The following is a 14,735-nucleotide window of genomic DNA, read 5'->3' on the forward strand; positions in this document are numbered from 1 at the left end:
CACGACTGATCCGGATTTTCACACCCCTTGGGCGTTCGCATGGTTGATCGAAACGATTAATTAACCATGGGAATTTACCTTTCGGTAACGGCAGCACCGCCGCGCAAGTGATTTCCAGCAGGCCGCAATGACCGACACCAACACCGACAGCGCCGATCGGCAGCCTGGCCGAGGCCTTCGCCCCGCCCGGCCGATCCGCGCGCTGGTCGTGACACTGCTGTCGGGCAGTCTCCTGTCCGCTCTCACCTACCTTGCGACAGAACAAGCGCTGGCGCAGCAGATCGTTTCCGGCTCCGCCCAGAGCCCGGCGCTCGCCCGGCTGCGTGGCGCAAGCGACAGCTCCAGCGGGACCGACACGGGGGCAGACACGTCTTCCAGTGGCACGTCCTCCAATGGCACGTCCTCCGATGGCACGGCGGCAACCGGCACGGCGAACGGCAAAACCAAGACAGCGACGACCACAGACAGCGACACGCCCGAGATCGACACCAACAGCTTCCGCCGCATCACGAATGATGCGCTTGACGCGAACCGCATCAACCTGCGGGAATCTCCGGTCGACGAGCGCCGCACGATCAGGAAACCCGCTGATGACGGAACCGGCGTGCATATCGGCACTTTCATCCTCAAGCCGGAACTGTCGGAGGGCATCAGCACCGAGCGCAAGACCACGGGCAGCGAAAAGGAAAGCACCACCTATTGGGACAATGGTCTCAAGGGTACGCTGACCTCCGACTGGTCGCGCCATCAGCTGACCGTAACGGGCGAAGGCAAATGGCGGCAGAAGATCGCCGGCGATGAAGAGAGTGATCCGTCCGGCCGGGTCGATGCGGCGCTCAGGCTCGATCTTGCCAATGACATGGCCGCCCGGCTGACGGCTGGCTACGGCTTCAGCCGTGAAAGCACAACGGATCCCAATGCCGTGCGCAATGCCACGGTGCAATCGGGTGTCAGCCAGTATAGCGCCGGCGCGGTGCTGGAGCGGCAGGTCGGCCCGCTGAAAGGATCGCTCGGTCTGGATTTCGAGCGTTGGACTTACGGCGATGCCACCCTGTCCGACGGCAGCCGCCTGTCCAATTCCGACCGAAACCGCAATGCCGTGACGCTCTCCTCGCGGCTGGGCTACGAGATTTCGCCAGCGCTGACGCCCTTTGTCGAAGTGTCCGCCGGCAAGACCGCTTATGACCAGACAAGAGACAGTTCCGGCTATCGCCGCTCTGGCAATATTTACGGCGCCAAGGCCGGGATCAGCTCAGACATGGGCGAAAAGCTGCGCGGCGAAATCGCTGTGGGCTACAAGCAGGCAAGCTTTGACGACAGCCGTCTCGACGATCTCGGCGCCTTCACCGTCGACAGCACGGTTGCATGGTCGCCGATGCGCGGCACCAATGTCGATCTTGGCCTTGGCACTTCAATTGAACCGTCGACCTCGGCTGGCGTCAGCGGCGATGTCGCCTATGCGCTGACCGCCGCCGTCACCCGGGAATTGCGTGAGAACCTCGTTGCCAAGCTGACTGGTGGCACCACCTGGCGCAACTATCGCGGCGGCAACCAGGCGACAGGTATGTATTACACCGCCGGCGCGGGCCTCACCTATAGCATCAACCGCTGGCTCGACCTGACTGCCGATCTCACCTGGGAAAAATCGACCAGCGATAACAGCTCGGACGAAAAGACGCTGACAGCCGGCGTCGGGCTGAAGCTGCGGCGATAAGATTTCAAGGAAACAATAAAGCCCAGACAAAAACGCCGCGCGGAATCCGCACGGCGCTCTAAGGCTTTAAATTCGCTGCATAACTTTCTCCTTAAATCGATCCTGATTTAGGGAATTATGCAGTCACTCGCGTTGGTCCGCGAACTTACTTCAAGGCTGCCAGCAGCGCCTTCATCGGTTCTTCGACAAGGCCACGCAGTTCGGGGCGCGACAAGGCGAAGGCAACGTTGGCCATGATGAAGCCGTCCTTTGCGCCGGTGTCGAAGGTTTCACCCTTGAAGTGATAGCCGGCGAACTGCTGGCTCTTGGCCAGTTTCAGCATGCCGTCAGTCAGCTGGATCTCGTTGCCGGCACCCCGTTCCTGGGTTTCCAGGATCGAGAAGATTTCCGGCTGCAGGATGTAGCGGCCGTTGATGAAGAAGTTCGACGGCGCCGTGCCCTTGGCTGGCTTTTCGACCATCTGGGTGATCTTGAAGCCGCCATCCAGCGTCTCGCCGACGCCGACGATGCCGTATTTATGAGCCTGATCAGGCGCACATTCTTCAACGGCCAGGATATTACCGCCAGCCTTGTTGTAGAGGTCGACCATGCCCTTCATGCATGCGGTTTCGCCGCGCATGATCATGTCGGGCAGAAGAACTGCAAAGGGCTCGTCGCCGACGATTTCGCGTGCACTCCACACGGCATGGCCGAGGCCGAGCGGCTCCTGCTGGCGGGTAAAGCTGGTTGCGCCGGCCTTGGGGAGGATTTCCGACAGCAGTGTCAGCTCTGCATTCTTGTTGCGGGACTTGAGCGTCTGCTCAAGTTCAAACTGGATATCGAAATAGTCTTCGATCACGCCTTTGCCGCGACCGGTGACGAAAACAAAATGTTCGATGCCGGCCTCAACGGCTTCATCCACCACATACTGGATGACCGGCTTGTCGACAACGGTCAGCATTTCCTTCGGAACAGCCTTGGTGGCTGGCAGGAAACGGGTTCCAAGACCGGCAACCGGAAATACGGCTTTACGAATTTTTTTCAGTTGTCCCACGCATCCCTCCTGGAGGATTTTTCACATATGCATTCAATCGCACAAACGCCGATTACTAAAGAATTGCAACGGATTTGCAAATCGGTTTGCAAATTTGGTAAATTGGTAAAGATTTTGTTGAGACTATGGTCATACACTAATCCGACGCGTCCAAGCTAGCACAACCCCTGAAAAACCAGGGAGTTCCCCATGGACGTGCCAGATAAGAAGCCTGTCACTGACGGAAATGGACCCAAAAATTGTCTCATGGAACGAGCCGGGAGACATGCACCGGACACGTTCAGAGAAACGCCTGAAGGAATGAGAAAGCCGATGACCAGAGAACGCGCTTCGCGACAGGTTCGCGCGCTAGCCTTTTCCATCATGGCAAGCCTTGCGCCGCTGAGCGCTGCGCATGCCGATGCCGGTTTCCAGAAATGGATCCGCGATTTCTATCCGACAGCAGCGGCATCCGGCATCAGCGCCCAGACCTATAACCGCGCCTTTGCCGGCATCAAGGACCCCGATCCCGATGTGCTGCGCAAGGCCGCTTACCAGCCGGAATTCAAGACCGACATCTGGGATTACGTCGATAGCCGCGTCAATCCCTACACTGTCAAGGTCGGCCGGGAAATGCTGGCCAAGCATGGCCGCACGCTGGCATCGCTGGAAAAATATTTCGGCGTAGATCGCCATATCCTGCTCGCCATCTGGTCGATGGAAAGCAATTATGGAGCGGTGCTTGCCAAGGACGACCGGCTGCATTACGTGCCGCAGGCTCTGGCAACCCTTGGCTATGCCGATCCCAAGCGCGCAGGCTTTGCCCGCAAGCAATTGGTCGCGGCCCTCAAGATCCTGCAGAATGGCGATGTCAGCCCGAAGGAAATGACCGGCTCCTGGGCCGGCGCCATGGGCCACACCCAGTTCATTCCAACCAGCTACCTGCTCTATGCCGTCGATGCCGATGGCAATGGCCATAAAGACATCTGGAACTCGATCCCCGATGCCTTGGCGACGTCGGCCAATCTTCTGGCCAAAAACGGCTGGACCACCGGCCAGACATGGGGCTACGAAACCGTGGTTCCCGCAGGCGGCGCCCGCTATGCTGGCAAGACCCTGACGCTGGCGCAATGGCAGAAGCTCGGCTTTGCCCGGCCGTCAGGCAAGGCCTTCCGCAATTCGGGTGAACGGGCACAGCTGAAGCTTCCGGCCGGTGCCAACGGTCCCGGCTTTCTGATGACCTCGAATTTCTTCACCATCAAGAAATACAATGCCGCTGACAGCTACGCGCTCGCTGTCGGTCTTCTTGCCGACGAAATCGCCGGCTATGGCGGCGTGCAGCAGAAATGGCCACGCCCGGACGGCACGCTCGACATCAAGGAAAAATTCGAGTTGCAGACCCGAATGAAGGCCATGGGCTATTACAATGGCGAGGTCGACGGCAATTTCGGTTCCGGCTCCAAGGCGGCAATTGCCGCCATCCAGGAACGAATGGGTATGCAGGGCGACGGCGAACCGTCAAAGCCGCTTTTGGAAATGCTGAGGCGGCATTGACCGGCTATTCTGCTGAAGAACACAACCGGTCATGACGACCGCGAGGACAAGACGGATCATGGTGCCCACAGCGTTTTCAGGGAAAGTGGAAACCGGTGTTCCATCCGGAAATGCGCAAAGGCAGAAGCCTGCAGGCAGGACCATGCTGCGCTACGGCAGCGTGATACTGGCTCTCAGCCTTGCCGCGACCCAGGTCGGCACGGCTGCTCTGGCGCAGGATTATCCGCGCCGCCGCACCACCCTGCTCGACATGCTGTTCGGCCGCTCCGACGAGAGCCGCTATGAGCGGCAATACCCGGCACCGCCGCGCCCGGTCGGCCCGCGCAGCCGCAAGAAGCCGGCACCGGCTGCAGTCGCACCGGCTCGTCCCGCCTCCCGGCCCCTGCCGGTGACCGCACCCGTTCCAGAAGCGGCACCCGCCAAGATCGACAATGCCCAGAAGATCCTTGTGATCGGCGATTTCTTCGCCAGCGCCATCGGCGACGGTTTGCAGCAGGCTTTTGCCGATGCGCCGGGAACGGTCATCGAGACCCGAAGCAACGGCTCGTCCGGCCTGGTGCGCGACGACTATTTCGACTGGCGCCGGCAATTGCCTAAAATGCTCGACGAGATCAAGCCGGCGCTGGTCGTGGTGGAACTCGGGGCCAACGACCGCCAGCAGATGACCGCCAGCGGCGGTGACGAACGCTTCCCCTCCGATGCCTGGTTTGCCGAATATCAGAAGCGGATCGATGCGGTTGCAAAGCTGGTGACCAGCCGCAAGATCCCGCTGATCTGGGTCGGGCTGCCGCCGGTGAAATCGCCGGGCATGTCGGCCGATCTCATCAAGTTCAACGCGCTCTATCGCAAGGCAGCGGAAGCCGGCGGCGGCGAATTCATCGATATCTGGGACGGCTTCGTCGATGAGGACGGCGGCTTCGTGCTGACCGGCTCCGACGTGAACGGCCAGCAGGCTAGGCTGCGCGGCCCCGACGGCATCAGCATGACCGATGCCGGCAAGCGCAAGATGGCCTTCTATCTCGAAAAATCCGCTCGCAAATTCCTGGGCGACATGGCAAGCCCCGGTCTGGTGCGCCTCGATGCGACCAGTATGCCCGACCTTGCCAAACCGCAGGAGGATGACCGCGAACGCATCCCGCCGATGAAGATTTCCGATCCGGCGCTCGACGGCGGCGACAGGCTCCTGGGCGGCGCCGAAAAGCCGCCCGCCGCAAAGACACCCTCGCCCCGCGACCTGCTGGTCTCGACCGGCATCATGCCTGACCCGCCGAAAGGTCGCGTGGACGATTACCGCTTCGAGGACAAGGCCGATACCGGCCGCTAGATCGGTCGGATGTTACCCGCCTACCCGTTACGCGCAGCAAAAATCCCTACCGGCGTTTACAGAGGCGCCAGCAGAGAGTTTCACGAACCGGCCTGGTCAAAAATTCTCCCAAGCCTTTTCCTTGACCGCTGCCGAGCCCTGGAAGGCGCCGCGCAGCTTTTCCGTCAGCTTGCGGGCTGGCGAGGCGACCGCGTGCGTGCCAGCCTCTGCTACCTTCGGCTGGAAGCTTGCCGTCCCCGGTTGATCCCCGAGCTTGAAGCGCGCAAGGAGATCATTCAGCGCTGCCGCCTCGCGCGCCAGGCTATGGCTTGCTGCTGTGGTCTGCTCGACCATGGCGGCGTTTTGCTGGGTGCCCTGATCCATGGTGTTGACGGCAGTATTGATCTCCTGAAGCCCGACAGACTGCTCGCGTGCCGCCTCAACAATGGCGCTGACGTGCCGGTTGATCTCCTGGACCTCGCCGACGATGGTTTCCAGCGATGAGCCGGTCTCCGCGACCAATTCGACTCCAGCCTGCACCTGCCGGCCGGAGGAGACGATCAAGCCCTTGATATCCTTGGCGGCAGCGGCCGAGCGCTGCGCCAATTCACGCACTTCCTGGGCGACGACCGCAAAGCCCTTGCCGGCATCGCCGGCGCGGGCCGCTTCCACGCCGGCATTGAGGGCGAGCAGATTGGTCTGGAAGGCGATCTCGTCGATCACACCAATGATATTGCTGATCTCACTCGACGATTTCTCGATCTCGTGCATGGCGGACACCGCTTTGCGTACCACCTCGCCCGAGCGTTCGGCCCCCTCGCGGGTGCGGGAGACGAGCGCACCGGCTTCCTCGGCGCGGCGAGTCGAATCCTTCACTGTCGTTGTGATCTGCTCCAGCGCGGCGGCGGTTTCTTCCACGGAAGCCGCCTGCTGTTCGGTCCGACGCGACAGATCGTCAGCAGCCGAGCGAATTTCATTGGCGCCTGCGTCGATGCCGCGAGCATTCTGCCGAACATTGACGAGTGCCTGCTGCAGCTTTTCGACCGAACCATTGAAATTCATGCGGAGGTCATCGAGACCGGGCACAAAAGGCGTGGCGATGCGATAGGCGACATCGCCATCCGACAGGCGGGCGAGACCGGCGGCCAGCGCCTCGACGGCAAATTTTGTGTCGCTGGCATCCTTGGCGCGCTGCGCCTCACGTTCCACGCGCTCCTGCTCCGTCAGGTTACGACTTGCCAGCGCATCCGCTTCAAGCCGCTCGCGGTCAAGCGCATTGCTGCGAAACACCGCTACGGCCGTCGCCATCTGACCGACTTCGTCCCCGCGAGCGGTGCCCTCCACCTCAGCCTGGGTCTCCCCCTTGGCCAATGTCACCATCCGCAATCGCAAACGCTCGATCGGACGGGTTATGCCGTGACTGGCGACCCAGAGAGCAGCGATGATCGCGATGGTGAAAATGACCAGCAATCCACCGAGCGTCATCCTGATCGTATCCGCCGTCGCCTGCGAAATCGCGGCACTGTCCTGCGACAGTTTCTTGGTGCTGTTGATTATCCATATGCGGGTATCGTCGGCGACCTGGGTAATCAGGTGGTCGGCCTTGATCAGAACTGCCTTGGCCTCAGCGTCACGATCAGTCATACCGAATTCAACTGCGGAGGATGTCAGTTTGACGATCTCGGCATACCGGTCACGCAGCGCAGTGAGTTCGGCAACCTTGGTCGGATCGAGCTTGATTGCTTCATCCATTATCGAGACCAGCCGCAGGGCGCTCTCGTCGAAATCCTTCTTCGCCCGCATCGCGTCAGGGGTGCCCGCGTCATAGACCATCGTCTGGTAGGCATCATAGCCAACCGCCATCAGACGCTGACTCGAGCGCGCGACCATCAGCAACGCCCCCGCCTGATTATTGACGAAAACCGAATATTGGCTGTCAACGGCATCGAGTTGACGCGACAGCAGAAGCGAGCCACCGATCCCTACAACGCAGATCGGCAGAATCACGGACAGAATCTTCGTCTTGATTTTCAGATTTTGCAGAAAGGACATCCGATATCTCTTGCCAGCAATCGTTCATGCATCTGAACGAATTGCTTAAAAAAGGCGCGCTACCATCGCGCACTCGAAAAGGTTGTACCTACGATTTAAGAGATAATAATTCAGCAAAAGTAAACGGCGCGGCTCCGGTTTTCGTTAGAGCATCTGAACAGACCAAAGCATTGATAATAAAAGCATATTCTTATGCAGCACTGTCAACCGTCAAATTATGCCGTGCGAATATTATAATAATCTAAGGTTGTGTTTCTCTTTGAAAATTCATGGGAATTACCGTTGGGCATTCTCCGGGCATAAAAAAAAGGGGGCTATAACGCCCCCTTCTGATGACAACATTATTGAGTTCCCGCGTGCCGCTTATCGGGGCAGCAGGCTTGCCCCCGTCAGCGCCTCATCGATGGCGCGGGCGGCCTGGCGGCCTTCGCGGATCGCCCAGACGACCAGCGACTGGCCGCGCCTGACGTCGCCGGCGGCCCAGAGCTTGTCGACCGAGGTGCGATAGTCCTTGTCATTGGCGATGACATTGGTCGAGCCGCGACGATCGGTGTTCAGCGCCAGCTTGCCGTCGAGTTCCTTGACGACGCTGTCGGTGAAGGGACCGGAGAAGCCGATGGCGATGAAGGCGAGATCGGCCTTGATGATGAACTCCGAGCCGGCAATCGGCTGGCGGCGATCGTCCACCTGGCAGCACTTGACGCCGGTCAGCATGCCGTCCTCGCCGACGAATTCCAGCGTGCCGACCTGGAACTCGCGCACGGCGCCTTCGGCCTGGCTGGAGGAGGTGCGCATCTTGGTGGCCCAGAAGGGCCAGACGGCCAGCTTGTCTTCCGTCTGCGGCGGGCGCGGACGGATGTCGAGCTGGGTCACCTTGACGGCGCCCTGGCGGAAGGCTGTGCCGACGCAGTCCGACGCGGTATCGCCGCCGCCGACCACGACGACATGCTTGCCGCCGGCGATGATCGGCTCCGACGGCCAGCCATTGCTGTCGATGTTCTCACGGCCGACGCGGCGGTTCTGCTGCACCAGATAGGGCATGGCATCATAGACGCCGTGCAGGTCGACGCCGGGAATGCCGGCTTCGCGCGGGGTTTCAGAGCCGCCGCAATAGAGCACGGCATCGTAATCGGCCAGCAGCTGATCCATCTTCACGTCGACGCCGACATTGACGCCGCAATGGAAGGTAACGCCCTCGCCCTTCATCTGCTCGATGCGGCGGTCGATGAAGTTCTTTTCCATCTTGAAGTCGGGAATGCCGTAGCGCAGCAGCCCGCCTGGCTTGGTCTCGCGCTCATAGACATGCACGTCATGGCCGGCGCGGCCAAGTTGCTGGGCAGCGGCCATGCCCGATGGGCCGGAACCGATGATCGCAACCTTCTTGCCGGTATGGATCGTTGCCGGCTGCGGCACGATGAAGCCGAGTTCATAGGCCTTGTCGGCAATCGCCTGCTCGACGGTCTTGATAGTAACCGGCGCATCCTCGAGGTTCAGCGTGCAGGCTTCCTCGCAAGGTGCGGGGCAGACGCGGCCGGTGAATTCAGGGAAATTGTTGGTGGAGTGGAGGTTGCGGATCGCCTCTTCCCACTTGCCGTTATAGACCAGATCGTTCCAGTCGGGGATCTGGTTATGAACAGGACAGCCGGTCGGGCCGTGGCAATAGGGAATGCCACAATCCATGCAGCGCGCCGCCTGCTTCGTGACCTCGGCATCCGACATCGGAATGGTGAATTCGCGGAAGTGGCGGATACGATCCGACGCAGGCTGGTACTTCGCCACCTGCCGGTCGATTTCCATGAAACCTGTAACCTTGCCCATATTCTCGTCCTACTCAATGAGCCTGCAACTGCACGGTCTTTGGCCGTGCGCGGTCGCGGTCCCGACAACGGGACCGCGCGGTGGCGAATTATTCGGCGGCAACGCCCATGCGCATCCGTTCCATTTCCTCAAGCGCCCGGCGATATTCGACCGGCATGACCTTGCGGAATTTCGGACGGTAATCGGCCCAGTTGTCGAGGATCTGCTTGGCACGGTTCGAGCCCGTGTAATGCAGATGGTTGGAGATCAGCTGGTAGAGGCGCTCTTCGTCGTGGCGGGTCATGTCGCCGGAAACGTCGACCAGGCCCTTGTGCATCAGGTCGCCGCCGTGATGATGCAGCTTTTCCAGCATGTCATCTTCTTCCGGTACCGGCTCCAGCTCGACCATGGCCATGTTGCAGCGCTTGGCAAAATCGCCCTGCTCGTCCAGCACATAGGCCACGCCGCCCGACATGCCGGCGGCAAAGTTGCGGCCGGTTTCGCCCAGCACGACCACCACGCCACCCGTCATATATTCGCAGCCATGGTCGCCCACGCCTTCGACGACGGTGATTGCGCCGGAATTGCGCACCGCGAACCGTTCCCCGGCGACGCCGCGGAAATAGCACTCACCGGAGATCGCGCCATAAAGCACGGTATTGCCGACGATGATCGAGTTCTCAGCGACGATCCGCGAATTCTCGGGCGGACGCACGATGATCCGGCCGCCTGAAAGCCCCTTGCCGACATAGTCATTGCCGTCGCCAACGAGATCGAAGGTGATGCCCCGCGCTAGGAAGGCCCCGAAGGACTGGCCGGCCGTGCCGGTCAGCGTCACATGGATGGTGTCGTCCTTCAGGCCCTTGTGTCTGTGGCGCTTGGCAAGCTCGCCCGACAGCATGGCGCCAGCGGAACGGTCGACATTCTTGATATCGACATCGAACACGACGGGCTGCTTGCTTTCCAGCGCCGGCATGGCCTTTTCGATCAGCTTGCGATCCAGCACGTCCTCGATCGGGTGATGCTGGCGGCTCGTCCAATAGGTGGCTTCCTTCGGCGCATCGACCTTGTGGAAGATCCGGGAGAAGTCGAGCCCCTCGGCCTTCCAATGGGCAAGCATCTCGTCCTTTTCCAGAAGTTCTGACGCGCCGATGATCTCGTTGAGCGAGGTGAAGCCCAGCGAGGCCAGGATTTCGCGCACTTCTTCGGCAACGAAGAAGAAGTAGTTGATCACATGCTCCGGCGTACCCTTGAAGCGCTTGCGCAGGACCGGGTCCTGGGTGGCGACGCCAACCGGACAGGTGTTGAGATGGCACTTGCGCATCATGATGCAGCCGGCGGCAATCAGCGGCGCCGTGGCAAAGCCGAACTCGTCGGCTCCGAGCAGCGCCCCGATGATCACATCACGACCGGTCTTCAAGCCGCCATCGACCTGAAGGGCAATGCGCGAGCGAAGCCCGTTCAGAACCAGCGTCTGCTGGGTTTCGGCCAAGCCGATTTCCCAGGGGCTGCCGGCATGCTTCAGCGAGGTCAGCGGCGAAGCGCCGGTGCCGCCGTCGAAACCGGAGACGGTGATATGGTCGGCGCGCGCCTTGGCGACGCCGGCGGCAACCGTGCCGACACCGACTTCCGACACCAGCTTCACCGAGACATCGGCGGCCGGGTTGACGTTCTTCAGGTCGTAGATCAGCTGCGCCAGATCTTCGATGGAATAAATGTCATGATGCGGCGGCGGCGAGATCAGGCCGACGCCCGGGGTCGAGTGGCGGGTCTTGGCAACCGTCGCATCGACCTTATGGCCAGGCAGCTGACCGCCTTCGCCGGGCTTGGCGCCCTGCGCGACCTTGATCTGCAGCATGTCGGCATTGACGAGATATTCCGTCGTGACGCCGAACCGGCCAGAAGCGATCTGCTTGATGGCCGAGCGCTCCGGGTTTGGCGAACCGTCATAGAGCGGCATGTAACGGTCGCTCTCTTCGCCGCCCTCACCCGTGTTCGACTTGCCGCCGATCCGGTTCATGGCAACAGCCAGTGTCGTATGCGCCTCACGGCTGATCGAGCCGAAGGACATGGCACCGGTCGAGAAGCGCTTGACGATGTCGACCGCCGGCTCGACGCTGTCGAGCGGCACCGGCTTGCGGCCAGATGCCTCGGCAGACTTGATCTTGAACAACCCGCGAATGGTGTTCATCCGAAGCGAGGTCTCGTTGACCATGTCGGCGAATTCGCGGTAGCGGTCCTGGCTGTTGCCGCGCACGGCATGCTGCAGGGCGGCGATGGAATCCGGGCTCCAGGCATGGTTTTCGCCACGGATGCGGTAGGCATATTCGCCGCCGACCTCAAGCGTATTGGCGAGAACCGGGTCCTTGCCGAAGGCCGCATGGTGGCGAGATACGGTCTCTGCCGCGATTTCGGCAAGGCCGACGCCTTCGATGGTCGTGGCCGTGCCGAAGAAATACTTCTCCACCAGTTCCGACGACAGGCCGATGGCGTCGAAGATCTGCGCGCCGCAATAGGACTGATAGGTGGAAATGCCCATCTTGGACATGACCTTGAGGATGCCCTTACCGACCGCCTTGATGTAGCGATAGACCACTTCGTCGGCATCGACTTCCTTGGGGAATTCGCCATGCTTGTGCATGTCGAGCAGGGTGTCGAAGGCGAGGTATGGGTTGATGGCTTCCGCGCCGAAGCCCGCGAGGCAGCAGAAATGATGCACTTCGCGCGGCTCGCCGGTCTCGACGACGAGGCCGACCGAGGTGCGCAGGCCCTTGCGGATCAGGTGGTGATGCACGGCAGCCGTCGCCAGCAGCGCCGGAATGGCGATACGATCAGGGCCGATCTGCCGGTCCGAGAGCACGATGATGTTATAGCCGCCGCGCACGGCCGCTTCCGCCCGCTCGCACAGGCGATCCAGCATCTCGGGCATGCCTTCGGCGCCACGCTCCACATCATAGGTGAAGTCGAGCGTCTTGGTGTCGAACCGGTCTTCCGTGTGACCAATGGAGCGGATCTTTTCGAGATCGCCATTGGTCAGGATCGGCTGGCGCACTTCCAGCCGCTTGGCACGGGCAGCCCCTTCATGGTCGAGAATGTTCGGACGCGGGCCGATGAAGGAGACGAGGCTCATCACCAGCTCTTCGCGGATCGGATCGATCGGCGGGTTGGTGACCTGGGCGAAATTCTGCTTGAAATAGGTGTAGAGCAGCTTCGACTTCGACGACATCGCCGAAATCGGGGTGTCCGTACCCATCGAGCCGATCGCTTCCTGGCCAGTTGTCGCCATCGGCGACATCAGGATGCGGGTATCTTCGAGCGTGTAGCCGAAGGCCTGCTGGCGATCGAGCAGCGACACGTCACGGCGCAGCGCCCGAGGCTCGACCGGCTTCAGGTCTTCGAGGATCAGCTGGGTACGGTCGAGCCATTCGCGATATGGAAGGCTTCCGGCCAGGCCAGACTTCACTTCGTCGTCAGAGACGATGCAGCCCTTCTCCATGTCGATCAGCAGCATCTTGCCCGGCTGCAGCCGCCACTTCTTGACGATTTTTTCTTCCGGCACCGGCAGCGTGCCGGCTTCAGACGCCATGATGATGCGGTCGTCGTCAGTGACGAGGTAGCGGGCCGGACGCAAGCCGTTGCGGTCGAGCGTCGCGCCAATCTGCTTGCCATCGGTGAAGGCCACGGCGGCCGGGCCGTCCCATGGCTCCATCAGCGCGGCATGGTATTCGTAGAACGCCTTGCGCTCCTTGTTCATCAGCTGGTTGCCGGCCCAGGCTTCCGGGATCAGCATCATCACCGCATGGGCCATGGAATAGCCGCCGCGGATCAGGAATTCGAGCGCATTATCGAAACAGGCCGTATCGGACTGGCCCTCGTAGGAGATCGGCCAGAGCTTGGAAATGTCATCGCCAAACAGCGGCGAGGACACGGATGCCTGGCGCGCCGCCATCCAATTGACGTTGCCGCGCAGGGTGTTGATTTCACCGTTATGGGCGACCATGCGGTAGGGATGGGCGAGCTTCCAGGACGGGAAGGTATTGGTGGAGAAGCGCTGATGCACGAGTGCCACCGCCGATTCAAACCGCGGATCGGCAAGGTCCTTATAATAGGCACCGACCTGATAGGCCAGGAACATGCCCTTGTAGACGATGGTCGATGACGACAGCGACACCGGATAGAAGCCGGTTTCCTGGCCACCGAATTCGTCATAGATCCGGTTTGAGATCACCTTGCGCAGCAGGAACAGCCGGCGCTCGAAAGCGTCCTGGGTGGCGGCATCGCGGCCCGCGCCGATGAACACCTGGATATGGCGCGGCTCGGTCGCCGCGATATCGGGCGCCTTCGACAGCGAGGAATTGTCGACCGGCACATCGCGATAGCCCAGCAGATGCTGGCCTTCGGCAAGACAGACGTCGGTGATGACCTTCTTGAAATGGGCGATCTGTTCTTCGTCTGCCGGGAAGAAGAAGTGGCCGACAGCATATTCGCCGGCCTTGGGCAGGATCACGCCCTGCGCAGCCATCTCTTCACGGAAGAAGCGGTCGGGGATCTGCACCAGAATGCCTGCGCCGTCGCCCATCAGCGGATCGGCGCCGACAGCGCCGCGATGGGTGAGGTTTTCAAGGATGAACAGGCCGTCGCGCACGATCTGGTGCGACTTCTGCCCCTTCATATGGGCAATGAAGCCGACGCCGCAGGCATCGTGCTCGTTTCTGGGATCGTAGAGACCCTGCCGGGCAGGAAGACCGTGACGCGTCGCCACCGTCGCGGCGCCGGCTTTCGCCTGACCAGCTTCGACTGCTACGATTGCATCGGATGGCGTCATCTGCGTCATCGCTTTCCCTCCAGTTGACCGTCCCCTCGACCCTAGCCGAACAGACACACAGCAATTTGACATTTTAGAATTCGGCGGGGCCGTTACATCCCCAAATAGCATCCTGACCTTTTATGAGGTCGGCTCCACCATGCGCCCAGACAGGCTCTGCTAGCTCTGGAGTATAGCGCAATGAAGCCGGCACGAAAGACCCGAAGGGCAAAACCATCTACCGATTTCTGAAAAATACGTCAGTTAAGTTGACCTATTTCTCGCTCCTATATGGCAGAAACCGACCGGTTCCGCAAGCGGCTGGTTAAAAAAGCCTGAGGGTGCGGCGACAGAAAATGTCCCCATTGGCCATTCGACGTAATATTATTTCACCAGCCAGCAATTTTACGCAGCAAAACGACAAATGACGCGTCCATCACTCGCTTTGAATTAGGTCCACTGTCGATGGAGGCTTCATAGCGATTGAACCGCCTTGCAA

General features: G+C 60.8%; 7 protein-coding genes. 3 read left to right on the forward strand and 4 right to left on the reverse strand.

The window, feature by feature from the left end:
* The first annotated feature begins 127 nt into the window (after window positions 1–127).
* Entirely contained in the window at window positions 128–1,714 is a 1,587-nt protein-coding gene (locus tag BJF91_RS15885) for an outer membrane beta-barrel protein (RefSeq protein ID WP_083943327.1), read from the forward strand.
* 145 nt (window positions 1,715–1,859) lie between these two features.
* Here the strand turns inward: BJF91_RS15885 and galU are convergent, their stop codons facing one another.
* Window positions 1,860–2,747 carry a UTP--glucose-1-phosphate uridylyltransferase GalU gene (gene galU, locus BJF91_RS15890; protein ID WP_075615408.1) on the reverse strand — a complete coding sequence of 296 codons (888 nt, stop codon included), beginning with the start codon at window positions 2,745–2,747 and terminating at the stop codon, window positions 1,860–1,862.
* Between the two features lie 363 nt (window positions 2,748–3,110).
* Between galU and BJF91_RS15895 the strand changes: the two genes are divergently transcribed.
* Both BJF91_RS15895 and BJF91_RS15900 read left to right on the forward strand, forming a co-directional pair.
* Complete coding sequence (locus BJF91_RS15895; RefSeq protein WP_407639893.1) at window positions 3,111–4,280, forward strand: lytic murein transglycosylase; 1,170 nt, start codon at window positions 3,111–3,113, stop codon at window positions 4,278–4,280.
* A gap of 142 nt (window positions 4,281–4,422) precedes the next feature.
* Window positions 4,423–5,604 carry an SGNH/GDSL hydrolase family protein gene (locus BJF91_RS15900; RefSeq protein WP_075615410.1) on the forward strand — a complete coding sequence of 394 codons (1,182 nt, stop codon included), beginning with the start codon at window positions 4,423–4,425 and terminating at the stop codon, window positions 5,602–5,604.
* Window positions 5,605–5,700: 96 nt separating this feature from the next.
* Here the strand turns inward: BJF91_RS15900 and BJF91_RS15905 are convergent, their stop codons facing one another.
* The 3 genes from BJF91_RS15905 to gltB all read right to left on the reverse strand — a co-directional run bounded on the left by BJF91_RS15905 (window position 5,701) and on the right by gltB (window position 14,266).
* Window positions 5,701–7,635: a methyl-accepting chemotaxis protein gene (locus tag BJF91_RS15905; RefSeq protein WP_075615411.1), complete on the reverse strand. Its 1,935-nt coding sequence runs from the start codon at window positions 7,633–7,635 to the stop codon at window positions 5,701–5,703.
* 363 nt (window positions 7,636–7,998) lie between these two features.
* Window positions 7,999–9,453: a glutamate synthase subunit beta gene (locus BJF91_RS15910; protein ID WP_075615412.1), complete on the reverse strand. Its 1,455-nt coding sequence runs from the start codon at window positions 9,451–9,453 to the stop codon at window positions 7,999–8,001.
* Window positions 9,454–9,541: 88 nt separating this feature from the next.
* Window positions 9,542–14,266, reverse strand: a complete 4,725-nt coding sequence (gene gltB, locus BJF91_RS15915; protein WP_139310715.1) for a glutamate synthase large subunit — start codon at window positions 14,264–14,266, stop codon at window positions 9,542–9,544.
* Window positions 14,267–14,735 lie beyond the last annotated feature (469 nt).

The organism is Gillisella taibaishanensis, assembly GCF_001938985.1.
Classification (GTDB): domain Bacteria; phylum Pseudomonadota; class Alphaproteobacteria; order Rhizobiales; family Rhizobiaceae; genus Allorhizobium; species Allorhizobium taibaishanense.

Coding starts and splice junctions, on each gene's coding strand:
- BJF91_RS15885 (WP_083943327.1), top strand. CDS start 128: ATGACCGACACCAACACCGACAGCGCCGATCGGCAGCCTGGCCGAGGC.
- BJF91_RS15895 (WP_407639893.1), top strand. CDS start 3,111: ATGGCAAGCCTTGCGCCGCTGAGCGCTGCGCATGCCGATGCCGGTTTC.
- BJF91_RS15900 (WP_075615410.1), top strand. CDS start 4,423: ATGCTGCGCTACGGCAGCGTGATACTGGCTCTCAGCCTTGCCGCGACC.
- BJF91_RS15905 (WP_075615411.1), bottom strand. CDS start 7,635: ATGTCCTTTCTGCAAAATCTGAAAATCAAGACGAAGATTCTGTCCGTG.
- BJF91_RS15910 (WP_075615412.1), bottom strand. CDS start 9,453: ATGGGCAAGGTTACAGGTTTCATGGAAATCGACCGGCAGGTGGCGAAG.
- gltB (WP_139310715.1), bottom strand. CDS start 14,266: ATGACGCAGATGACGCCATCCGATGCAATCGTAGCAGTCGAAGCTGGT.